A 22,216-nucleotide genomic window follows, 5' to 3' on the forward strand; every position below is an offset into this window, starting at 1 on the left:
CAGCCCGCCGTCGCCGCCCACCAGAGATCCGAGGTACCCCCCAGTGAAGCTCGTCTTCGCAGGCACTCCCGAGGTCGCCGTCCCCGCCCTCGACGCCCTGATCGCCTCCGACCGGCACGAGGTGGCCGCCGTCGTCACCCGGCCCGACGCGCCCGCGGGCCGTGGCCGCAGGCTCGTCGCGAGCCCGGTCGCCGAGCGCGCGGCGGAGGCGGGCATCGAGGTGCTCAAGCCCGCGAAGCCGCGGGACGAGGAGTTCCTGGCGCGGCTGCGGGAGATCGGGCCCGACTGCTGCCCCGTCGTCGCGTACGGCGCGCTCCTTCCCAAGGTCGCCCTCGACGTGCCGGCCCGCGGCTGGGTCAATCTGCACTTCTCGCTGCTGCCCGCCTGGCGCGGTGCCGCGCCCGTGCAGCACGCGGTACTCGCGGGTGACGAGATCACCGGTGCTTCCACCTTCCTGATCGAGCAGGGGCTCGACTCCGGGCCCGTGTACGGGACGGTCACCGAGGAGGTGCGGGCGACCGACACCAGCGGGGACCTCCTCACGCGGCTCGCCTTCGCGGGCTCGGGGCTGCTCGTGGCGACCATGGACGGCATCGAGGACGGCAGCCTGAAGGCCGTGCCGCAGCCCGCCGACGGCGTCACCCTCGCCCCGAAGCTCACCGTCGAGGACGCCCAGGTGGACTGGGCGGCGCCCGCGCTCCGGGTCGACCGCGTGGTGCGCGGTTGCACGCCCGCGCCCGGGGCCTGGACGGTCTTCCGCGGCGAGCGGCTGAAGCTCATCCAGGCGGCGCTGGTGCCCGACCGCACCGATCTCGCGCCCGGTGAGCTGTCTCCCGCCAAGAACAACGTGTACGTCGGTTCCGGTTCGCACGCCGTCGAGCTGCTCTGGGTCCAGCCGCAGGGCAAGAAGCCGATGCGCGGCGCCGACTGGGCCCGCGGGGTGCGGATCGCCCCGGGTGAGCGGGTGGGCGCGGGCGACGTAGGCTGAGTGGGTTCGACCCATTCCAGCGGCGGTCGACCCATTCCAGCAGCGGAGCACCTTTGAACGACCAGCAGAACCGGCGTCCCCGTAAGCCCGGCAAGCCCACGTCGGGCAAGCCCACGTCGGGCAAGCCCGCATCGGGCAAGCCCCACCGTCGGCCGCAGAAGGACCCCGTCCGCATCCTCGCCTTCCAGGCGCTGCGGGCCGTGGACGAGCGCGACGCGTACGCGAACCTCGTCCTGCCGCCCCTGCTGCGCAAGGCCAGGGAGAAGGGCGAGGGCTTCGACGCGCGCGACGCGGCGCTCGCCACGGAGCTGGTCTACGGGACGCTGCGCCGCCAGGGGACGTACGACGCGATCGTGGCGGCCTGCATCGACCGACCGCTGCGCGAGGTCGACCCGCCCGTCCTCGACGTACTGAACATGGGCGTGCACCAGCTCCTTGGCACCCGCATCCCGACGCACGCCGCCGTCTCCGCCTCCGTGGAGCTGGCGCGCGTGGTGCTCGGCGACGGGCGGGCCAAGTTCGTCAACGCCGTCCTGCGCAAGGTCGCGCAGGACGATCTCGACGGCTGGGTGGAGAAGGTCGCGCCGCCCTACGACGAGGACGCCGAGGACCACCTCGCCGTCGTCCACTCGCACCCGCGCTGGGTCGTCTCCGCGCTGTGGGACTCGCTCGGCGGCGGCCGTGCCGGGATCGAGGACCTCCTGGAGGCGGACAACGAGCGGCCCGAGGTCACCCTGGTGGCCCGCCCCGGACGCTCCACCGCCGATGAGCTCCTGGACTCGGTGGGGGAGGACTCGGCGCTGCCGGGGCGCTGGTCGCCCTATGCCGTACGGCTCAGCGAGGGCGGCGAGCCCGGTTCGCTGGAGGCCGTGCGCGAGGGGCGTGCCGGTGTGCAGGACGAGGGCAGTCAGCTCGTCGCCCTCGCACTCGCGAACGCTCCGCTGGACGGCGGATCCGACGACAAGTGGCTGGACGGCTGTGCGGGGCCCGGCGGCAAGGCCGCCCTGCTCGCCGGGCTCGCCGCGCAGCGCGGCGCGGTCCTGCTCGCCTCCGAGAAGCAGCCGCACCGGGCGCGTCTCGTCGCGCAGGCGCTCGCCGGGAACCCGGGGCCTTACCAGGTCATCGCGGCCGACGGGACCCGGCCGCCGTGGCGGCCCGGCACTTTCGACCGGGTCCTGATGGACGTGCCCTGTACGGGACTCGGCGCGCTGCGCCGCCGTCCCGAGGCCCGCTGGCGCCGCCGCCCGGAGGACCTGGACGGCTTCGCGCCGCTCCAGCGCGGGCTGCTGCGCACGGCGTTGGAGTCCGTGCGGGTCGGCGGCGTCGTCGGCTACGCCACCTGTTCGCCGCACCTGGCCGAGACCCGCGCGGTCGTCGACGACGTGCTCAAGCACACCGGGGGCGCCGAACTGATCGACGCCCGCCCGCTGATGTCCGGCGTACCGGCGCTGGGCGATGGACCCGACGTACAGCTGTGGCCGCATCTGCACGGCACGGACGCGATGTATCTGGCGCTGATCCGGCGCACGGCCTGACGCACCGCGGCCCCTCGCGGTCCGCTCAGATGTCCAGGCGCAGTTCCGGGCTCAGGGCCCGGGACACGCACGCGTACATGCGGCCCGCGGGGGCGCCGATGTCGTCGCGGTGTTCCGGGGTGCCGGAGAGCACGGTGAGTTCGCAGCTGCCGCAGACGCCTTCGCGGCAGCCCGACATCACCGGGTGCCCGGCGCGGGTCAGGGCGTCCAGGAGTGACTGGTCGGCGCCGACCTGGACCGTCTCTCCCGAGCGTGCGCACACCGCTTCGAAGGGCGTGTTCGGGGCGAAGGTCCGCGCGGCAGGGCGGAAGCGTTCCGTGTGGAGCCGCTCGGCGGGGAAGGCGGCCTGCGCCGCGGTGATCATCGGGGCAGGGCCGCAGCAGTAGACCAGGGCGCCGGGCGCGAGATCGGCGGCCAGGGCCGCGAGGTCCGGTCTGCTGCCCCCGGCCGTGGCCACGAGCCGCACCCGGTCGCCGTGGCGGGCGCGCAGTTCCTCGGCGAAGGGCATGGTCGACGCCGACCGCCCCACGTAGACCAGGGTGGCCGGGACGTCCGCCTCGACGGCCGCGGACAGCATGGGCAGCAGCGGCGTGACGCCGATCCCGCCCGCGAGGAACAGGTACTCCGGCGCGGGCCGCAGGGGGAAGTGGTTGCGCGGCGGCGACACGTCCAGCGCGCGGCCCTGGCGCAGGTAGTGGTGGATGTACTCCGAGCCGCCGCGGCTGAGCGGGTCCAGGCGCACCGCGACGCGATAGCGCTCGCGGTCGGCGGGGTCGCCGCACAGCGAGTACGAGCGGGTGAGCCAGTTCGGCAGCGTCAGGTCGATGTGCGCGCCCGGTTCCCAGGACACCAGGGGGCCGGTGGCGCCGCGCAGGACGAGCGAGACGACGTCATCGGCCACTTGGTCGACGCGGTCGATGACGGTGTGCTGCACCTGCATCGTGTGATTCACCTCAGGACGGATCGGTGGAGCGGTCAGGTCGCTCGGCGGGTGGTGTGACGGGGCTCGGCGGAGCGAGTGTCAGTAGAGCGAGTGGTAGGCGTCTTCGAGGCTTTCGTCGAGGACCTTGGGGTCGATGTCCAGGCCCATCTGCTCGGCGACGAGTTCGCCCGCCGAGGGCAGCTCGTCGGCCAGTGCCTGGCTGGCCGGGTCCCACAGCCGGGAGCGGACCAGCGCGCGGCCGCAGTGGAAGTAGGCCTGCTCCACCTCGATGACGATCGCGAGGACGGCCTCCTTGCCCTCGATGTGCATCCGGGCGAGCACGTCAGGATCGTCGGTGGGGTAGGCGCTGCCGTTGACCCGGAGGACCTCGCGTACGCCGGGGACGAAGAAGCAGAGTCCGACCCCGTCGTTCTCCGCCAGGTTGCGGAAGGAGTCGGCGATCTTGTTGCCCGGCCGGTCGGGCATCGCCAGGGTGTGCTCGTCGAGCACCTTCACGAAGCCCGGGTAGTCGCCGCGCGGCGAGCAGTCGGCGCGCCCCGCCGCGTCGGCCGTCGCCAGGGAGAGGAAGGGGGAGTGCGCGATGAAGCGGCGGAAGTTCACGTCGATGCGGTCGAGGATCTTCTCCTCGATCCAGGCGTCCGGCGGTCCGAGCTTCTCGCGGACCTCGGCCGGGGAAAGCCGTCGGGGGCGGATGGCGGCATGCGTCACGAAGGCTCCTCGGGTGGGTGGGACTGGGCGCGTCAGCTCGCACGCCCGTATCGGGAGTGCGCCACGTACGCGCAGCTCGTGGCACCATTGTGAGCAATTACTCGCATCATGCGCTACTCGCTTTGAGGGCGGCACAAGGAGGCTGGGACGGTGGCGGACCGGAACGCGCTTCGAGCACGTAAACAGCCGCGTCAGGCGCGGGCCGAGCTCACCCGGCAGCGCATCCTCGCCGCGGCTGCTCACGTTTTCGCCGAACACGGGTACGCGGCGGGGACCACGAACCGGATCGCGGAGCAGGCGCGGATCTCGATCGGTTCGCTGTATCAGTACTACCCGAACAAGGATGCGATCCTGCTGGAGCTGGTGACCCGCCACCTCGAAGCGGGGGCGGTCTTGCTCAACGAGCACCAGGACGGCGAGCAGCCCGAGTCCATCGAGGCGATCATGCGTGGTGTCGTGCGGGCCGTGATCGGCAACCACCTCGACGACCCGAAGCTGTTGCAGGTCATGATGGAGCGGACGCCGCACGCCCCCGAGCTCATGGAGCGGATCACCCGCTATCAGCGCGAGCGGGTGGCCTACACGCGGGATCTGCTCGCGCGCCACTCCGAGGTCCGCGTCACCGATGTCGACGTCGCGGCCGAGCTCGTCGTGGTCACGGTCGAGACGGTCGTGCACCAGCTCGTCGCCGCGCCGTGTTCCGTCGACGCCGGGCGGCTCGAGGACGAGCTCGTCGCCATGGTCACGCGGTATCTGACGGCCGTGTAGCGGGGGCGCCGGACGCGGTGGCAGGGGCGGCGTGCGGCTCGGGCCGCCGGGACAGGGCGTGCGGCCACCACACCTTCGGTCCCACGTCCAGGAAGAGCGACGTGACCAGGACTGACCGTACGACCAAGGTGTCCAGGAGCACGCCGAGCGCGACCGCGAAGCCGATCTCGGAGAAGGCCACCAGCGGGAGCGTGCCGAGGGCGGCGAAGGTGCCCGCGAGGACGAGACCGGCCGAGGTGATCACCGCGCCGGTCGCGGCGAGACCCGTCAGGACGCCCGCGCGGGTGCCCTGTCGGCCCGCCTCCTCGCGGATGCGCGTGGACAGGAAGATGTTGTAGTCGATGCCGAGCGCCACCAGGAACACGAAGACGAAGAGCGGGAAGTCCGTGGTCTCGGCCGCGTAGTCGAAGAGGTGGCGGAAGGCGAGCGCGCTCAGGCCGAGCGCGGAGGCGAAGGACAGGACCACCGTCGCGATCAGGAGCAGCGGCGCGACGACCGCGCGCAGCAGGACGCCGAGGGTCAGCAGGACCACGACCAGGACCAGCGGGATCACCAGCTTGTTGTCGTGGGCCGTGGCGCGGTCCATGTCGAGCAGGGCCGCCGTGCCGCCGCCCACCTTCGCGTCCGCGCCGGGCACCGCGTGCACGGCGTCGCGCACCCGGTCCACGGTGTCCTTGGCGGCCGCGCTGTCGGACGGATCGGTCGCCGTCGCCTCGAGAAGCACCTGGTCGTCGTACGTGTCCTTCGTGCCGGGCGGGCGCCCGACGCTCTTCGCCACCACGCCCCTGGTGTGCGACACGGCCCGCGCGACCTCGTCGTCCCGCGCCTTGTTCGCGACGATCACCAGCGGGTCGCCGGAGCCCGCGGGGAAGTACTCGGCCTGGATCTCCTGACCCGTGATCGAGTCCGGCTTGTCGGTGAACGCGTCGGCGTTGCTCAGTCCCTCGGCCCGCAGTTGGAGCAGGCCGAGCGAGAGCAGGGCGAGGGCCGCGGCGGTGACGCCCCAGGTCAGCCGGGGGCGGCGGGCGATGCGCTGCCCGGTGCGGGCCCACAGGCCGCGCTCGGTCGGCTCGGGGGAGCCCAGGTGCGGGACCAGCGGCCAGAAGAGCCACCGGCCGAAGATCACCAGGAGGGCGGGGAAGAGCGACAGCATCGCGAGGAGCCCGACGGCGACGCCGATCGCGGCGACCGGGCCGAGGCCGCGGGTGGAGTTCATCTCGGCGGCGAGCAGCACCAGCATGCTCAGGACGACCGTCGCGCCCGAGGCGAGCACCGCGGGTCCCGCCCGGTGCAGGGCGAGCGCCATCGCCTCGTGGCGGTCCTCGTGGCGGCGCAGTTCTTCGCGATAGCGAGCGACAAGGAGCAGGGCGTAGTCCGTCCCCGCGCCGAAGACGAGCACCGTCAAGATGCCCGCGCTCTGGCCGTTGACCGTGAGGTCCGCGTGGGTGGCGAGCAGGTAGATGAGGGCCTGCGCGGTGAACAGCGCGGTGATCACCGCGATGAGCGGGGCGATCAGCAGCGTGGGGCTGCGGTAGGTGAGCAGCAGGATCACCACGACGATGCCCGCCGCCGAGAACAGCAGCGTCGAGTCGATGCCCTTGAACGCCTCGGCGGAGTCCGCGGCCGTGCCACCAGGCCCGGTGATGTGCACGCTCAGGCCGTCCGCGCCGTGACCCACCCGCGCCCTGATGGAGTCGACGGCGGGTCCGATCCGCTCCCAGCCCTCCGCGTCCATCGTGATCGGTACGTAGACCTGGGCGGCCCGCGCGCCCGCCTTCTTGTCGTAGACGGGGCCGCGGGTCTCCGCGCCGCGGATGCCGTGGGCGCGCAGAACCTTCGCCTGACGTACGTCCTCGGAGATCCGTGCCCGGTCCCGCGCGGTGAGGCCGTCTTCGCGGGCGTACACGATGACGGCCGGGATCGTCTCCGGCCTGAACTCGGCCGAGACGTCCAGGACTTGGGTGGATTCGGCGGAGCCGGGCAGCCAGGACTCCGCGTCGTTCTCCTGGGCGTCGGTGAGCTTCTGGGCCAGTGGCGCCGCGACGACGATCACCAGCAGCCAGAAGAGCACCACCAGCCACTTGGCGCGCCGCCCGCACACCAGCCACGCGATGCCGCGCCGAGTCTCCCGCTGTACCTCCGCCATGGCTTCCCCCCGCTTGCCGTGCGCGGTGCCGGTGGACCGACCAGCATGGCACGCGGCGCCCCGCCGGGGGAGGCGTCGCGCTCAGGGCTTGGACGGCGGTCAGCAACCGGCGCCGGGCATGGCAGGCTTGGGGCATGGCCGTGCAGATCAACCCCAGCATCCTGTCCGCGGACTTCGCCCGCCTTGCCGAGGAGGCAAAGGCCGTCGAAGGCGCCGACTGGCTCCATGTCGACGTGATGGACAACCACTTCGTCCCGAACCTCACGCTCGGGGTGCCGATCGTAGAGTCGTTGGCCCGCGCGACGGACACGCCGCTGGACTGCCACCTGATGATCGAGGACCCCGATCGCTGGGCACCGCAGTACGTCGAAGCGGGCGCGGGCTCCGTCACCTTCCACGCGGAGGCGGCGGCCGCCCCCGTCCGGCTCGCTCGCGAGATCCGCGCCAAGGGCGCCCGCGCCTCCATGGCGCTGAAGCCCGCGACGCCCATCGAGCCGTTCGAGGACCTGCTCCCCGAGCTCGACATGCTGTTGATCATGACGGTCGAGCCGGGCTTCGGCGGGCAGTCGTTCCTGGACATCATGCTGCCCAAGATCCGCCGCACCCGTGAGTTGATCGGCAAGCACGGCCTGGAGCTCTGGCTGCAGGTCGACGGGGGCGTCTCGGCCAGCACCATCGAGCGCTGCGCCGAGGCGGGCGCCGACGTGTTCGTCGCGGGCTCCGCCGTCTATGGCGCCGAGGATCCCGCGGAGGCGGTACGTTCATTGCGCACCCAAGCCCAGGCAAAGACGGCGTCAAGCGCCTGGGCATGCGGCCACTGAGCCAAGGGAACGTGAACGCAGGCCTTCAGGGCTGATCAACTAGGCCGGATCTGCAAGGATGAACGGCGAACCCAGTTTGTGAACAGCAGTGAGGAGAGCGCCGTGTCGGCCATGTCGGCGGGTCGGTCAGCCATGCGGATGGGACCCGCGGAGCTGGTGCAGGCGGCGGCCATGGCCCGCCGCTTCTACCTCGAGGGCAAGTCCAAGATCCAGATCGCCGAGGAGTTCGGCGTCAGCCGCTTCAAGGTGGCCAGGGTCCTGGAGACCGCTCTCGAGCGGGATCTCGTGCGCATCGAGATCCGGGTCCCGGCCGAGCTGGACGCGGAGCGCTCGGACGCGCTGCGGGCCCGCTACGGCCTGCGGCACGCGGTCGTGGTGGAGTCCCCCGCGGAGGACGCCGACGAGTCGCCCGACCCGGAGAACCTCGGCGAGGTCGCCGCGGGGCTGCTCGGCGAGCTGGTGAACGAGGGCGATGTGCTCGGCCTCGCCTGGGGGCGCTCGACGATCCACATGGCGGCGGCGCTCGACGTGCTGCCGCCGTGCACGGTCGTGCAGCTGACCGGCGTGTACGACGCGGGCACGGCGGAGCGCGGCTCCGTCGAGGCGGTACGGCGTGCCGCGCAGGTCTCCGGCGGTGAGGCGCACCCGATCTACGCGCCGATGCTGCTGCCGGACCCGGCCACGGCCGCGGCGCTGCGCGACCAGACCGGGATCGCGCGGGCCTTCGAGTACTTCGACAAGGTCACCGTCGCCGCGGTCTCCATCGGCTCCTGGGAGCCGGGCATCTCCACGGTCCACGACATGCTCAGCGACGAGGAGCGTGCGCATTACGCCTCGCTGGGAGTCGCCGCCGAGATGTCCGCGCACCTCTTCGACGCCGAGGGGCGTCGGGTGGGGCGGGATCTCGGGGAGCGGTGCATCACTGTCGAAGCGGACCGGCTTCGACGGATTCCCGAGGTCGTCGCCATCGCCGGGGGGCAGCGGAAGGCTGCCGCGATCGACGCGGTGCTGAGGTCTGGGCTTGTCACCAGCCTTGTCACTGACACCGCGGCCGCGGATCAGTTGCTTGTGGCTGGGAGTCCGCCTCGGCCCGCGCTCAATCGGGCCGACCCGGACGGTAGCTGAGTCCCTGCGGGGCGGTGGGGGCTTGTCGCGCAGTTCCCCGCGCCCCTTACGGGGCTCCCCTGCGTAGTTGCCCGCGCCCCTGACGGGGCACGTTTCCCGTGCCTGCTTCCGGGGGCTGTGGCAGCATCGGTCACATGATCGCCCGGTTCTTCCCCCGCGCCTTGGGGGCGCTGCTTATCTGCTTCGCCGTGTTGGTGACCGGGTGCTCATCGGGCGGCGAGGCAGGCACGTCAGCCTCCGCCTCCGCGCCCGCCTGGGCCCGCGGCATGGCGACCGTGGAGGCCGGGCGGTTGCCCGACGAGGCGCGGCGGACGTTGCGGCGCATCGATGACGGTGGACCCTATCCGTATGCCAAGGACGGCACCGTCTTCAGCAACTTCGAGCGGGAATTGCCGCAGCGCAAGCGCGGCTACTACCACGAGTACACCGTTCGTACGCCGGGTGAGCGCGACCGCGGGGCCCGGCGGATCGTCACCGGGGAAGGTGGCGAGATCTACTACACCGATGACCACTACGCGTCCTTCAAGGCGGTGCTGAGGCAATGACCGAGCAGACGCCCGATCCGCTCGCGCCCGTGCTCGACGCCGCGCGCGGCGCGGGATGGACCACCGCGGCGCTGTCCCTGGCTGGGGTGACGGACAAGACCGCCTTCATGGAGCGGTGTGCCCGGGGACTTGGCCTGCCCGACTGGTTCGGGCACAACTGGGACGCCCTCGCCGACTGCCTCACCGACCTGTCGTGGGCGCCACGCGCGCGTGGGCGGCTCCTCGTCGTCTCCGGGTGGCAGGAGTACGCGGCGGCCGCGCCGGGGGAGTGGGAGATCGCCCAGGAGGTGTTCTCCTCGGCGGTCGAGCACTGGCGGGGCGCTCAGACCGGTCTGGAGATCGTTCTCGCGCTCGGTCCCGTCGCATCGACCGCCGCCCCGGTCACCCCGGTCACCCCGGTCACCCCGGCCGCCACGGAGCGTGGCGAGGAGTGAGCCGAGTGTTCCGCTTCAGGGGTCCGCTTGGACGATCCGACCAGCGGCTCCATGGCCTGCCTGGGTGATCGTCCCAGGCGGCACAAGGCCCGGGGCATGGGACACTGAAGTACGTGCTTTTCCCTCGGGCTAACTGTCCGGGGGCCACCTCTGATCGACTGGGATGAGCAGCACGTGCGCTTCCTCAATGACATCCAGCCTGCGTACGACCTGACGTACGACGACGTCTTCATGGTCCCGAGGCGCTCCGCCGTCGGTTCCCGCCAGGGCGTGGACCTCTCCTCGCCCGACGGCACGGGTACCACGATCCCGCTGGTCGTCGCCAACATGACCGCGATCGCGGGTCGCCGCATGGCCGAGACCGTGGCGCGCCGCGGCGGCATCGTGGTCATCCCCCAGGACATCCCGATCGAGGTCGTCACCGAGGTCATCTCCTGGGTCAAGACGCGCCACCACGTGCTCGACACCCCGATCGTCCTCGCCCCGACGCAGACCGTCGCCGACGCGCTCGCCCTGCTGCCCAAGCGCGCGCACAACGCGGGTGTCGTCGTCGACGCCGACCAGAAGCCGATCGGTGTCGTCACCGACGCCGACCTGAGCGGCGTCGACCGCTTCACGCAGCTCTCCGAGGTCATGGCCAAGGACCTGCTGCTCCTGGACGCCGACATCGAGCCGCGCGACGCCTTCAACAAGCTGGACGGCGCCAACCGCCGCTACGCCCCCGCCGTGGACAAGGACGGCCGCCTCGCGGGCATCCTCACCCGCACGGGCGCCCTGCGCGCGACCCTGTACACCCCGGCCGTCGACGCGGACGGCAAGCTGCGCGTCGCCGCCGCCGTCGGCATCAACGGCGACGTGGCGGGCAAGGCCAAGCAGCTCCTGGCCGCGGGCGCGGACACCATCGTCGTGGACACCGCGCACGGCCACCAGGAGTCGATGATCTCGGCGATCAAGGCGGTCCGCGGTCTCGACCCGCAGGTGCCGATCGTCGCGGGCAACATCGTCGCCGCCGAGGGCGTGCGCGACCTCATCGAGGCCGGTGCCGACATCATCAAGGTCGGCGTGGGCCCCGGCGCCATGTGCACCACCCGCATGATGACCGGCGTCGGCCGCCCGCAGTTCTCCGCGGTGCTCGAATGCGCCGCCGAGGCCAAGAAGTTCGGCAAGCACGTCTGGGCCGACGGCGGTGTGCGCCACCCGCGCGACGTCGCCATGGCGCTGGCCGCCGGTGCGTCGAACGTGATGGTCGGCTCGTGGTTCGCCGGGACGTACGAGTCCCCGGGCGACCTGCAGCACGACGCCCAGGGCCGTGCGTACAAGGAGTCGTTCGGCATGGCGTCCGCCCGCGCGGTCAAGAACCGCACGAGCGACGAGTCGGCGTACGACCGCGCCCGCAAGGCGCTCTTCGAGGAGGGCATCTCGACCTCCCGGATGTTCCTGGACCCGGCCCGTCCCGGCGTCGAGGACCTGATCGACTCGATCATCGCGGGCGTCCGCTCCTCCTGCACGTACGCCGGTGCGGGCTCCCTGGAGGAGTTCGCCGAGCGTGCCACGGTCGGTATCCAGAGCGCGGCGGGGTACGCGGAGGGCAAGCCGCTGCACGCCAGCTGGAGCTAGGCGCTACCGCTGAGCTTGGGCCGTTTTGGTCTGCGGGTTCGCTGGGGCTGAGCGCGCAGTTCCCCGCGCCCCTTAAAGGCTGCCCGCGCCCCCTAATGGGGCGCGGGCAGCCTTTGTCGCGGGCGGCCCCTCACCGTGCGTCGTCGGGCGTCGGGTACGGGAACTTCACGCCTACCCCGCCGTCCACGACGAGTGTCTGCCCGGTGACGTACGACGCGAGCGGCGAGGCGAAGAAGAGCAGGGCCGACGCGATGTCCGAGGTCTCGGCGACGCGGGCCAACGGGGCGTTGCGGGCGTTGCGTTCGCGGCCGTCGGGGCCGATCAGGGCGGCCACCCGCGGGGTCCACACGACGCCTGGCGCGACCGCGTTCACCCGTACCCCGCGCGGGCCGTACTCCACCGCCGCCGAGCGGACCAGGGAGACCAGGCCCGCCTTGGCCGCTCCGTACGCGGCGTGCAGGGGCGCCGCCGTGAGGCCCGACACCGACGCGACGAAGACCATGGGGCCGCCGCCCGCGTCGGCCAGTGCCTCGGCGCCGTACTGGACGGCCAGCCAGGCGTGCCGCAGGACCATCGAGAAGTGCCAGTCCCACCCCTCGTCGTCCAGGTCGGCCAGGGGCGCGTAGCGGGCCATGCCGACGATGTCGACGACGCCGCCCAGTGGGCCCAACTCCCTTTGCGCGTACGCGAAGAGCTCCCGCACCTCCGCGCGCCGCGTCACGTCCGCGACGTACGCGATGCCGCCCGTCTCGGCGGCGACCGCCTCGGCCCGTGCCTTGTCGACGTCCACGCACAGCACCCGGGCGCCCGCCGCCGTGAGCGCGTGGGCGGTCTGGCGGCCGATGCCGTTGCCCGCGCCGAGCAGGACGAAGGACCGGCCGTCCAGGCGGTGCAGGGCGGCGTAGTCGGGGACGGGGGAGTCGTCCAGCGGCTCGCCCGTCATGCGGCGGTGCCCTTGGGGACGTAGGCCGCCAGTTCCGGGATGACTTCCTTGCCGAGGATCTCGATGGTCCGCAGGATCTCCCGGTGCTCCAGATAGCCCCACTGGACGTAGCAGATGAGCTGGTCGATGCCGAGGTCGGCGTAGTGCTTGGCCTTGCGGACGATGGTCTCCGCGTCGCCGATGAGGATCATGTCGCCGTCGCTGAACTCCTGGACGGGGACGTTCCCCTCGATGATCGGGGTGAGGAAGGGGAAGGTCCGCTCGCGTTCGTCCGGGGTCAGGTGCGGCAGCTCCCAGTCGAGGGTGAACTGGGCGAGGTTGCGGTACCACCAGGCGACCGAGTCCCAGACGTGCCGTGAGGGGCGGTCCGCCGCGTGGACGAGGGTGTACGCGCTGACGCGGTCGGTCGTCACGTCCGTGATCGGGGACGGGGTGCGCGCGGCCTCGCGGTAGGCGGCCACCTGCCGGGCCATCGCCTCCAGCGGCTGCATGATCGAGAAGGAGAGCAGGCCGAGCCCCGCCGCGCCCGCGACCTCCGCGGAGCCGGGGGACGTGGCGGCCATCCAGCAGGGCGGGTGCGGGGCCTGGACCGGCTTCGGGGTGACCATCCGGCGCGGGAAGGAGAAGCGCTCCGACTCGTACGCGAAGTACTCCTCGCGCCACATGCCCGTGACGATCTCGATCGCCTCGCGCCAGTCCGCGCGCGACTGCTCCCTGTCGACACCGAAAGCCGTCTGTTCCATGGGAGTCGACCGTCCCGTGCCCCACTCCACGCGGCCGTTCGAGACGACGTCCACCGTCGCGACCTTCTCCGCGACGCGCTGCGGCGGCGTGAAGCCGAAGGGGGTGAGCGTGACGCCGAAGCCGAGGCGGATCCGCTCGGTCAGGGCCGCGAGGTGGCCGAGCAGGACCTCGGGGGCGGGGCAGTGCGAGCGGCCCTCGCGGAAGTGGTGCTCGACGGCCCAGACGGTGCGGAAGCCGACCCTGTCCGCGAGGCGGATCTGCTCGACGGCCTCGCGGTAGGCGCGCTGCTCGGCGGCGCGCTGGCCGTGCGGATGGGGCGCGTTCCAGGGCTTGGGTACGTCGATCTCGTACAGGACGTCGAGGTCCATGCGGTGCCTCCGTCTCCACCGGGAGGCGTGCACGATGCGGCAGATCTGACGAAGTGTCAACCGTGTCCGGAGGGCTCCGGAACGCAACGGACGAAACGGACCGCGCAACGAAGTGACGTGGATGGCGGATGTGCGCAATGATCATCCACGGTTGCGCAAGGGTGCTGCGTTACGGTCGGGAACCCGCTACCTCTAGAGTCATCCGCTGAACGTGGTGTGGCGGGGACCGCCTGCTCGGTGGTTCCCGTCGTCATTCGCGGGTTCCATGGGTCCCCGCCGCCCTCACCGGCAGCGATGAAGGAGCCAGCGCGTGCTCGACCAAGGCGCACCCCCGCAGAACCGCCCAAGTCCCTCGGGCAGCCCTGGCCTGGCCGGCCGCCTCATGCGCCGCAAGCCGGTGGAACTGCTGGTCGCGGAGGGTGGCAAGGGTGAGGGTGGCCAGCTTCGGCGCTCCCTCGGCATGTGGCAGCTGACCATGATCAGCATCGGCGCCACGCTCGGCACCGGCATCTTCGTCGTCCTCGGCGAGAGCGTCCCCAAGGCCGGACCCGCCGTCACGATCTCCTTCGTGATCGCCGGACTCACCGCCCTCTTCTCGGCCCTCTCGTACGCCGAACTGGCGGGCACCATACCGGTGGCGGGCTCCTCCTACTCGTACGCGTACGCAACGATGGGTGAACTCATCGCCTGGGTCTGCGGCTGGTGCCTGGTCCTGGAGTACGGCGTCTCCGTCGCGGCCGTCGCCGTCGGCTGGGGCGAGTACCTGAACGAACTCCTCGACGGGACCATCGGCGTCACCATCCCCGACGCGCTCTCCGCGGCGCCCGGCGAGGTCGACGGCGCGATCATCAACCTGCCCGGCCTGATCGTCGTGCTGCTCGCCATGGTGTTCCTGCTCGGCGGCGCCAAGGAGTCGGCGACCGCCAACACGATCATGGTCATCGTGAAGATCGCCGCGCTCGTGCTCTTCTGCACCATCGGCTTCATGGGCTTCAAGTCCGGCAACTACGCGGACTTCATGCCGCTCGGCACGGCGGGCGTCAGCGCCGCCGCCGCGAGCCTCTTCTTCTCGTACATCGGCTTCGACGCCGCCTCCACCGCCGGTGAGGAGGCGAAGAACCCGCAGCGCGACCTGCCCCGCGCGATCATGCTCTCGCTCGTCATCGTCACCGCCCTCTACGTCCTGGTCGCCGCCGTCGCCGTCGGCGCCTGGAACTGGAAGGACTTCGAGGGCTCCGAGGCCACGCTCGCCGCGATCATGAACGACGTCACCGGGCAGAGCATGTGGGGCACGATCCTCGCCGCCGGCGCCGTCATCTCCATCGCGTCCGTCGTCCTGACCGTGCTCTACGGCCAGACCCGCGTCCTGTTCGCCATGTCCCGCGACGGCCTGGTCCCCAAGGCGTTCGGCCGGGTCAGCAAGAAGACCGGCACGCCGCGGGTCAACACGGTCATCGTGTCGCTGTTCTGCGGCGCGCTCGCCTCGGTCATCCCGCTCGGCAAGCTCGTCGACGCCACCAGCATCGGCACGCTCTTCGCCTTCGGCCTGGTCAACATCGCGGTGGTCGTGCTGCGCAGGACCCGCCCGGACATGCCGCGCACCTTCCGCGTGCCGCTCGGCTGGCTCTTCCCGGTCCTCGGCTTCGGATTCTGCGCGTACAACATGTTCAGCCTCGACTCCGTGACCTGGGTCGTGTTCGGTGTCTGGATGGCCGTCGGCCTCGTGTTCTACTTCCTGTACGGCATGCGCCGCTCCCGATTGGCCACAGCAGAGAAGTGATCCACCCCCCGTGCGACTGAACGATCTCGACGAACGCATCGTGCACGCCCTCGCCGAGGACGCCCGCCGTTCCTACGCCGACATCGGCCAGCTGGTCGGACTCTCCGCGCCCGCGGTCAAGCGGCGCGTGGACCGGCTGCGGGCCACCGGGGCGATCACGGGATTCACGGTGCGGGTGGACCCCGCGGCTCTCGGCTGGGAGACCGAGGGGTTCATCGAGATCTACTGTCGCAGGAACACCTCGCCCGAATCGATCAAGCGGGGTCTCGAGCGGTATCCGGAGATCGCGTCCGCGTCCACCGTCACCGGGGACGCGGACGCGATCGTCCAGGTCTTCGCCGCGGACATGCGGCATTTCGAGCGGGTGCTTGAGCGGATCGCGGGGGAGCCGTTCGTGGAGCGGACGAAGTCCGTGCTGGTGCTGTCGCCTCTTATGCGGAGGTTTTCTTCGGGGTCCCCCGCGTAGGTTTCTCGCTGCGGGTTCGTGGGGGCTTGGCGCGCAGTTCCCCGCGCCCCTGACGGGGCGCTACTTCCACGGGCGCTGGTCCATCGCCGACACGTGGAACGTGCCGCTGCCCGGCCTCGTCTTCTCGAACGGGGCGCCGCTCACGCACTTGGGCATGTCGTCCGGCAGTGAGCTCGGCAGGCCCACCATCGACCAGCTGTAGCCGAAGCCGTCCTGGCGGCCCCGGTCGTCGACCGTCAGGCCGACGCGCTTGCCGACCGTGTCCTTGAGGTCACCGTCCGCCTTGGTGACCACGGCGGAGACCGTGGCGACCCGCCCGCCGGTCATCAGGCAGTCCACCTTCGCCTCGCCCGCGCCGCCCCAGTGGGCCTCCTCGATGTAGTGGCTGAAGCGGATGGTGCCGCGGGCCTTGCCCGGGTCGGTCCTGTCCGCCGCGGGCAGATGGGCGTCGAAGGTGAACGTGATCTCGTCGCCCTTCGGCCGGTCGATCATCGCGGTGCCGGTCAGCGCCACCTCGCGGGCGGGCCGGGGCGAGTCCACGGCGGTCGCGGTCGATGCCGCCGCCCCGCCGGTGAGCAGGAGCAGGGCCACCGCTCCCAGGACGGCGACGCGGGTGGTGGTTCGGTGGTGCTTGGGGCTCACGGGAGGTCCTCCGTCTGCGGCGGCTTCGCCCGGCTTTCTCCGGGTGCCCGCCACGTTTCCGTGCGCCGACGCCCCGCGCATCGCACGCGAGGGGGTGACCGCCTCCGCCGAGCGGCGGAGGCGCCGGGTCCCGCACCTCCCCCGGGGAGGAGTCGCCCGACCCCCGTCCGGGCGACTCCCGGTCATCAGTGGCCGGTCGGGTAGTCGAACTTCCACGGCAGGACGTCGAAGTCGCCGGTGCCCTTCCTGACCTTCTCGTACGGCGCCGAGCTCGCGCACTTCGCGAGGGTGTCGGGCTGCCCCTGCGTGCCGCCGTACGCCGCCCAGCTGTAGCCGACCCGGTCCTGCCTTCCCTTGCCCTTGTCGTCGACGGTGAAGCCGACCCGCTTGTCCTTGATCCCGGGCAGGTTGGTCTCGTCGATGACGCCGGTCGCCGTGGCCACCTTGCCGCCCGTCATCAGGCAGTCGATACGGCCCTTGGCCCAGCCGCCCTTGCCGCCCGGCTTGTCCAGGTGGACGAAGTGGAAGGTGCCGGTCGCCTTGGACGGGTCGTTGTTGTTCTCAGCCGCGAGGTGGGCGTTGAACGTGAACGTCACGTCCTCGGTGGTCTTGCGGTACATCTTCGCCGAGCCAGTGAGGGCGGCGGCCTCACGGGGCTTCGCGTGCTCGCCGGTCGCGGCGCCCGTCGCGGCGGCGGCAGCGGACGCCGCCGCGCCCCGGAGAGGATGCGCCGCGTCGTCGCCGGACGCCACCGCCGCTCCCGCCGCACCGGCGGTGAGCAGGAGTGCGGCGCCCACGGCCAGGGCGCGGGTGTGGTTGCGGGTGATCGTCGTGCGGGTCATCGGAGGCCCTCCGTCTGCGAAGCGTTCGCCCGGCCTTTCCGGGTGAGATCACGCTCTCGCGGAAGGGGGGTACGGCACGTCGGGCCACGGGCGGCATCGTGCTTCCGCCGTGAGACGGGGGCCGCCCCGCCCGCCCTGCGCCTCAGGGTGGACACCCCCGATACCCAGGGCGCACGGCACCGCACACCAGGGGGCCCACGCGCCGCGCAACGAATCGCCGCATCGGGCCCGTCACGCGCAACGGATCAAGCGGCTGCCCGCAACGCTCGCGCCTTGTCCGGGCCGGGCCGCCGACCGTACCGTCGTACGGACCCCACCTGCCCCTTCGCACGCCCCGAGGATCCGCCATGCCTGCGCTGCGCACCGCCCTGCTCCAGAGTTCCGGGCAGCTCGGCTCCGTCGCCGAGAACCTCAAGGCGCTCGACGACGCCGCGGGCCGTGCCGCCGCGGCGGGCGCCGGGCTGCTCGTGGCGCCCGAGCTGTTCCTCACCGGGTACGCGATCGGCGACGACGTGGCCCGGCTCGCCGAGCCCGCCGACGGGGCGGCCGCGGTCGCGATCGGCGAGATCGCCGTACGGCACGGGATCGGCGTCGTCTACGGCTACCCGGAGCGCGCCGGTGCGGCCGTCTTCAACTCGGCCCAGCTGATCGGCCCGGACGGCGCGAGCCTCGCGAACTACCGCAAGACCCACCTCTTCGGCTGCTTCGAGCGCGACTCCTTCACCCCCGGTGAACAGCCGGTCGTGCAGGCCGAGTTGGGTGGCGTCCGCGTCGGCCTGATGATCTGCTACGACGTGGAGTTCCCGGAGAACGTCCGCGCGCACGCGCTCGCGGGCACCGACCTCCTCGTCGTCCCCACGGCGCAGATGCACCCCTTCCAGTTCGTCGCCGAATCCGTCGTGCCGGTGCGCGCCTTCGAGAACCAGATGTACGTCGCGTACGTCAACAGGGTCGGCCTTGAAGGGGAGTTCGAGTTCGTCGGGCTCTCCACGCTCGCCGGGCCCGACGGAATCGCGCGGGCCCGCGCGGGCCGCGGCGACGAGCTCGTCATCGGCGACGTCGACCCGGAGTTCCTGAGCGCGTCCCGCGAGAACAACCCCTATCTGCGCGACCGCCGCCCCGGCCTGTACGCGTCCCTCGTCTGAGCCCGCCCCCCAGCTCTGTTCTTCAGTTCCCGCAAGGAGTCCGTACCTCATGACGTCCACGGTGCCCACCGCCGTCCAGCACACCGACGCGCAGCCCCCGATCACCATGTTCGGCCCGGACTTCCCCTACGCGTACGACGACTTCCTCGCGCACCCCGCGGGCCTGGGCCAGATACCCGCCGGTGAGCACGGCACCGAGGTCGCGGTCATCGGCGGCGGCCTCTCCGGCATCATCGCGGCGTACGAGCTGATGAAGATGGGCCTCAAGCCCGTCGTCTACGAGGCGGACCAGATCGGCGGCCGACTGCGTACGGTCGGCTTCGAGGGCACCGGCACGGACGAGCTCACCGCCGAGATGGGCGCCATGCGCTTCCCGCCGTCCTCCACGGCGCTCCAGCACTACATCGACCTGGTGGGCCTGGAGACCAAGGCGTTCCCCAACCCGCTCGCCGAGTCGACCCCTTCGACGGTCGTGGACCTCAAGGGCGAGTCGCACTACGCCACCACCGTCGACGACCTGCCGCAGGTCTACCGCGACGTGATGAACGCCTGGAACGCCTGTCTGGAGGAGGGCGCGGACTTCTCCGACATGAACCGCGCCCTGCGCGAGCGCGACGTGCCGAAGATCCGTGAGATCTGGTCGAAGCTCGTCGAGAAGCTCGACAACCAGACCTTCTACGGCTTCCTCTGCGAGTCCGAGGCGTTCAAGTCCTTCCGGCACCGCGAGATCTTCGGCCAGGTCGGCTTCGGCACCGGCGGCTGGGACACGGACTTCCCCAACTCCATCCTGGAGATCCTGCGCGTCGTCTACACCGAGGCCGACGACCACCACCGCGGCATCGTCGGCGGCAGCCAGCAGCTGCCGCTGCGCCTCTGGGAGCGCGAACCGCGGAAGCTCGTGCACTGGGGCCCCGGTACGTCCTTGAAGTCGCTGCACGACGAGGGCGCGCCCAAGCCCGCCGTCACGCGTCTGACCCGCACCGCGGGCAACCGCGTCACGGTCACGGACGCCTCCGGTGACATCCGCACCTACCAGGCGGCGATCTTCACCGCGCAGTCCTGGCTGCTGCTCTCCAAGATCGACTGCGATGACTCGCTCTTCCCCATCGACCACTGGACGGCGATGGAGCGGACCCACTACATGGAGAGCTCGAAGCTCTTCGTGCCGGTGGACCGGCCGTTCTGGCTGGACAAGGACGAGGAGACGGGGCGTGACGTCATGTCGATGACGCTCACCGACCGCATGACGCGCGGGACTTATCTGCTGGACGAAGGTCCCGACAAGCCCGCCGTCATCTGCCTCTCCTACACCTGGTGCGACGACAGCCTGAAGTGGCTGCCGCTCTCGGCGAACGAGCGCATGGAGGTCATGCTCAAGTCGCTCGGCGAGATCTATCCCAAGGTCGACATCCGCAAGCACATCATCGGCAACCCGGTGACGGTCTCGTGGGAGAACGAGCCGTACTTCATGGGCGCCTTCAAGGCGAACCTGCCGGGCCACTACCGCTACCAGCGGCGGCTGTTCACCCACTTCATGCAGGAGCACCTGCCCGCGGACAAGCGGGGCATCTTCCTTGCCGGGGACGACATCTCCTGGACGGCCGGGTGGGCCGAGGGGGCGGTGCAGACCGCTCTGAACGCGGTGTGGGGCGTGATGCACCACTTTGGCGGGGCCACGGATGCGACCAATCCCGGCCCCGGGGATCTGTACGACGAGATCGCGCCCGTCGAGCTGCCGGAGGACTGAGTCGGTCGCGCCGTGGCTCCGGGGGCGCGTGGGAGTCTGCGGGCGCTTCGTGGCTGGTCGCGCAGTTCCCCGCGCCCCTGAAGGGGCGCCCCTTCGGGGCTGCCCCTCAGACCCCGGCCGCGCGTGCCGCCTCGTACACCTGGCCCGCGACGTCCTTCAGTTCCTGGGCGTCACGGGTCGATCCGGCGATTTCTACGATGATCTCGTCGACGCCCACCTCCGCGTGTGCCGCCAGGTCCTCGGCGATCTGGGCGACGTTGCCGTGGAACGGGGCTCGGTCCGTGCCGTCGTACGCGGCGGGTGTGTAGCGCGCGTTGGCCCGCAGCACGCTCTGCACCGGGCGCTCTCGGCCCTGCTCGGCCGCGGCCTCGCGCACCTTGGCCCACTGCTCGGTCAGCGCCGCGGCGCCCGTGGCCACCGGCATCCAGCCGTCGGCGCGGTCCACCAGTCTGCGCAGCGCGCGCGGGCTGTTGGCGGGCAGCAGGATCGGGATCGGCCGCGCGGGCTTGGGGCCCACCACGGACGGTGCGATCGTGGTCAGCTCCCCTTCGTACGACACCGGGTCCTGGCCCCATACCGCGTGGCAGACGTCGATCAGCTCGTCCAGGACCTTGCCCCGGCGCTTGAACGGGGCCACCGACGCGGCCGCGTACTCGTCCAGGGACCAGCCCGTGCCGAAGCCCGCGACGACCCGGCCACCGCTCGCCGCGTCCAACGAGGCCAGCGTGCGAGCGAGTTGGAAGGGGACGTGCAGCGGGGCGATGAGCACGCTGGTGCCGAGGCGGGCCCGGTCGGTGGCCGACGCGGCGAGCGTGAGGGTGACCAGCGGGTCGGCGACCGAGCGGTAGGAGTCGGGCCAGGCGAGGCCCGGGATCCCGTAGAGCCCCTGGGTGGCGGGCTCGGGGTAGAGGATGCGCTCGAACACCCACAGGCTCTCGTACCCGATGTCCTCGGCGGCGCGGGCGACCTCCGGGACGTCGCGTCCGATGGCGTACTGACTGCCCTGCGGGAGACTCAGTCCGAGTCGGGTCGCCATGCCGGTGCTCCTTCGCGTCGGGATCGATCAGTTCAACGTACAATGAACGCGGGAGAGTTCCAGGCGGCAGGCCGCGCGCATGGCCGAAACGGCCCGCGGGTGTTGGGGGTTCGGTCCTGACGGTGCCGCGTCAGTCCGGCAGCGGCGTCAGCAGGATGCGGCTCACCAGGCCCACCGCGCCGTCGAGGCGCTCGCGGAACTCCTCGGCGACGCCCGGCAGATCACGCAGCGCCCACAGCGTCCGCGCCGAGCCCCACGCGCCGTCCCTGGCCCGTTCGAGGCTCCAGGAACTGGCCAGGTGCGTCAGCGGATCGGCGACCTGGAGGAGGTCGGGGCCCGGCATCAGCTCCTCGCGGATGCGCTCCTCCAGTGTGACGAGGACGTCGCCGACGCGGTCGAACTCGTCCTCCAGATCGGCCGGTTCGCAGCGGAGCGCGCGGCAGGTGTCCACGACGGCCAGTGCGAGGTCGTGCCCGATGTGTGCGTTGATGCCAGCGAGCGCGAACTGGAGGGGGCGTACGCCGGGATGGCGGCGGTACTGGAACAGCGGGCGCCAGCAGGCGGGCGGGCGGTGCCCGGTCGCCGCCGCGTGGACGGCGCGCAGATAGCGCTCGGCGAACCGGACGTCCAGGGCGGTCGCGGCCGCGGGGTCGGGGAACGCACCGCCGTCGATGCGGCTGCCGACCTCTTCGGTGACCGAGAGATAGACGCGGTTGAAGACGGCGACCCCGTCGCGGGGCGGCCAGTCGGCGCCGAGCGCGCGCATCCGCGCCACCACGCCGTCCACTCCGTGCGCCGGGGCCGTGAACTCTGCGAACCGCTCCAACTGCGCCATGGGGGCAGCGTCCCAGTCCCGGGCTTGCCCGGGCGTCA

At 71.7% G+C, this 22,216-nt stretch carries 21 protein-coding genes; 12 read left to right on the plus strand and 9 right to left on the minus strand.

Features of this window, described 5'->3' with window-relative positions:
• The first annotated feature begins 43 nt into the window (after window positions 1-43).
• Both fmt and CP970_RS36405 read left to right on the plus strand, forming a co-directional pair.
• Window positions 44-988, plus strand: a complete 945-nt coding sequence (gene fmt / locus CP970_RS36400; protein WP_055556751.1) for a methionyl-tRNA formyltransferase — start codon at window positions 44-46, stop codon at window positions 986-988.
• Between the two features lie 53 nt (window positions 989-1,041).
• On the plus strand, window positions 1,042-2,523 hold the full coding sequence (locus tag CP970_RS36405; protein ID WP_055556753.1) for an RsmB/NOP family class I SAM-dependent RNA methyltransferase: 1,482 nt from the start codon (window positions 1,042-1,044) through the stop codon (window positions 2,521-2,523).
• Between the two features lie 25 nt (window positions 2,524-2,548).
• On the opposite strand, the gene CP970_RS36410 is transcribed toward CP970_RS36405, so the two are convergent.
• Entirely contained in the window at window positions 2,549-3,463 is a 915-nt protein-coding gene (locus tag CP970_RS36410) for a PDR/VanB family oxidoreductase (protein ID WP_398656409.1), read from the minus strand.
• Window positions 3,464-3,544: 81 nt separating this feature from the next.
• Window positions 3,545-4,174 carry an MSMEG_1061 family FMN-dependent PPOX-type flavoprotein gene (locus tag CP970_RS36415; protein WP_150494439.1) on the minus strand — a complete coding sequence of 210 codons (630 nt, stop codon included), beginning with the start codon at window positions 4,172-4,174 and terminating at the stop codon, window positions 3,545-3,547.
• 150 nt (window positions 4,175-4,324) lie between these two features.
• Between CP970_RS36415 and CP970_RS36420 the strand changes: the two genes are divergently transcribed.
• Window positions 4,325-4,942, plus strand: coding sequence for a TetR/AcrR family transcriptional regulator (locus CP970_RS36420; RefSeq protein ID WP_055550835.1), 618 nt, complete (start codon window positions 4,325-4,327; stop codon window positions 4,940-4,942).
• Here CP970_RS36420 and CP970_RS36425 read toward each other — a convergent pair.
• The gene (locus CP970_RS36425) at window positions 4,917-7,088 is read right to left on the minus strand and encodes an MMPL family transporter (protein ID WP_055550833.1); all 2,172 of its coding nucleotides are present in this window, start codon (window positions 7,086-7,088) and stop codon (window positions 4,917-4,919) included. The genes CP970_RS36420 and CP970_RS36425 overlap by 26 nt on opposite strands.
• Window positions 7,089-7,222: 134 nt before the next feature.
• Here CP970_RS36425 and rpe point away from each other — a divergent pair, with 134 nt between their 5' ends.
• From rpe to CP970_RS36450, 5 genes are all read left to right on the plus strand, one after another.
• The gene (gene rpe / locus CP970_RS36430) at window positions 7,223-7,909 is read left to right on the plus strand and encodes a ribulose-phosphate 3-epimerase (RefSeq protein WP_055550831.1); all 687 of its coding nucleotides are present in this window, start codon (window positions 7,223-7,225) and stop codon (window positions 7,907-7,909) included.
• Window positions 7,910-7,987: 78 nt separating this feature from the next.
• On the plus strand, window positions 7,988-9,034 hold the full coding sequence (locus tag CP970_RS36435; protein ID WP_055550829.1) for a sugar-binding transcriptional regulator: 1,047 nt from the start codon (window positions 7,988-7,990) through the stop codon (window positions 9,032-9,034).
• A gap of 134 nt (window positions 9,035-9,168) precedes the next feature.
• Window positions 9,169-9,579 carry a ribonuclease domain-containing protein gene (locus CP970_RS36440; protein ID WP_055550827.1) on the plus strand — a complete coding sequence of 137 codons (411 nt, stop codon included), beginning with the start codon at window positions 9,169-9,171 and terminating at the stop codon, window positions 9,577-9,579.
• Window positions 9,576-10,013, plus strand: a complete 438-nt coding sequence (locus tag CP970_RS36445; protein WP_063806152.1) for a barstar family protein — start codon at window positions 9,576-9,578, stop codon at window positions 10,011-10,013. Before CP970_RS36440 ends, CP970_RS36445 begins: the two co-directional genes overlap by 4 nt.
• Before the next feature lie 174 nt (window positions 10,014-10,187).
• Window positions 10,188-11,630 carry a GuaB1 family IMP dehydrogenase-related protein gene (locus tag CP970_RS36450; RefSeq protein ID WP_055550825.1) on the plus strand — a complete coding sequence of 481 codons (1,443 nt, stop codon included), beginning with the start codon at window positions 10,188-10,190 and terminating at the stop codon, window positions 11,628-11,630.
• 130 nt (window positions 11,631-11,760) lie between these two features.
• Here CP970_RS36450 and CP970_RS36455 read toward each other — a convergent pair whose 3' ends face one another.
• Window positions 11,761-12,573, minus strand: coding sequence for an SDR family NAD(P)-dependent oxidoreductase (locus CP970_RS36455; RefSeq protein WP_055550823.1), 813 nt, complete (start codon window positions 12,571-12,573; stop codon window positions 11,761-11,763).
• The gene (locus CP970_RS36460) at window positions 12,570-13,685 is read right to left on the minus strand and encodes an LLM class flavin-dependent oxidoreductase (RefSeq protein WP_055550821.1); all 1,116 of its coding nucleotides are present in this window, start codon (window positions 13,683-13,685) and stop codon (window positions 12,570-12,572) included. Before CP970_RS36460 ends, CP970_RS36455 begins: the two co-directional genes overlap by 4 nt.
• Before the next feature lie 310 nt (window positions 13,686-13,995).
• On the opposite strand from CP970_RS36460, the gene CP970_RS36465 reads away from it, so the two are divergent.
• A complete protein-coding gene (locus tag CP970_RS36465) occupies window positions 13,996-15,465 on the plus strand; it encodes an amino acid permease (RefSeq protein WP_055550820.1) in 1,470 nt (489 codons plus the stop codon).
• A 10-nt stretch (window positions 15,466-15,475) separates the two neighbouring features.
• Window positions 15,476-15,931, plus strand: a complete 456-nt coding sequence (locus CP970_RS36470; protein WP_055550818.1) for an Lrp/AsnC family transcriptional regulator — start codon at window positions 15,476-15,478, stop codon at window positions 15,929-15,931.
• Window positions 15,932-15,991: 60 nt separating this feature from the next.
• On the opposite strand, the gene CP970_RS36475 is transcribed toward CP970_RS36470, so the two are convergent.
• Both CP970_RS36475 and CP970_RS36480 read right to left on the minus strand, forming a co-directional pair.
• Complete coding sequence (locus CP970_RS36475) at window positions 15,992-16,573, minus strand: hypothetical protein (protein ID WP_055550816.1); 582 nt, start codon at window positions 16,571-16,573, stop codon at window positions 15,992-15,994.
• A gap of 185 nt (window positions 16,574-16,758) precedes the next feature.
• Window positions 16,759-17,415: a hypothetical protein gene (locus CP970_RS36480; protein ID WP_055550814.1), complete on the minus strand. Its 657-nt coding sequence runs from the start codon at window positions 17,413-17,415 to the stop codon at window positions 16,759-16,761.
• 347 nt (window positions 17,416-17,762) lie between these two features.
• Between CP970_RS36480 and CP970_RS36485 the strand changes: the two genes are divergently transcribed.
• Window positions 17,763-18,560: a carbon-nitrogen hydrolase family protein gene (locus CP970_RS36485; RefSeq protein ID WP_055550812.1), complete on the plus strand. Its 798-nt coding sequence runs from the start codon at window positions 17,763-17,765 to the stop codon at window positions 18,558-18,560.
• A 49-nt stretch (window positions 18,561-18,609) separates the two neighbouring features.
• On the plus strand, window positions 18,610-20,307 hold the full coding sequence (locus tag CP970_RS36490) for a flavin monoamine oxidase family protein (RefSeq protein WP_055550810.1): 1,698 nt from the start codon (window positions 18,610-18,612) through the stop codon (window positions 20,305-20,307).
• A gap of 106 nt (window positions 20,308-20,413) precedes the next feature.
• Here CP970_RS36490 and CP970_RS36495 read toward each other — a convergent pair whose 3' ends face one another.
• The gene (locus CP970_RS36495; RefSeq protein ID WP_055550808.1) at window positions 20,414-21,343 is read right to left on the minus strand and encodes an LLM class F420-dependent oxidoreductase; all 930 of its coding nucleotides are present in this window, start codon (window positions 21,341-21,343) and stop codon (window positions 20,414-20,416) included.
• 130 nt (window positions 21,344-21,473) lie between these two features.
• Window positions 21,474-22,178 (minus strand): DUF5995 family protein, encoded by a 705-nt coding sequence (locus tag CP970_RS36500; protein WP_055550806.1) that lies wholly within the window; start codon window positions 22,176-22,178, stop codon window positions 21,474-21,476.
• Between the last annotated feature and the right edge of the window lie 38 nt (window positions 22,179-22,216).

It is taken from the genome of Streptomyces kanamyceticus, assembly GCF_008704495.1.
Classification (GTDB): Bacteria; Actinomycetota; Actinomycetes; order Streptomycetales; family Streptomycetaceae; genus Streptomyces; species Streptomyces kanamyceticus.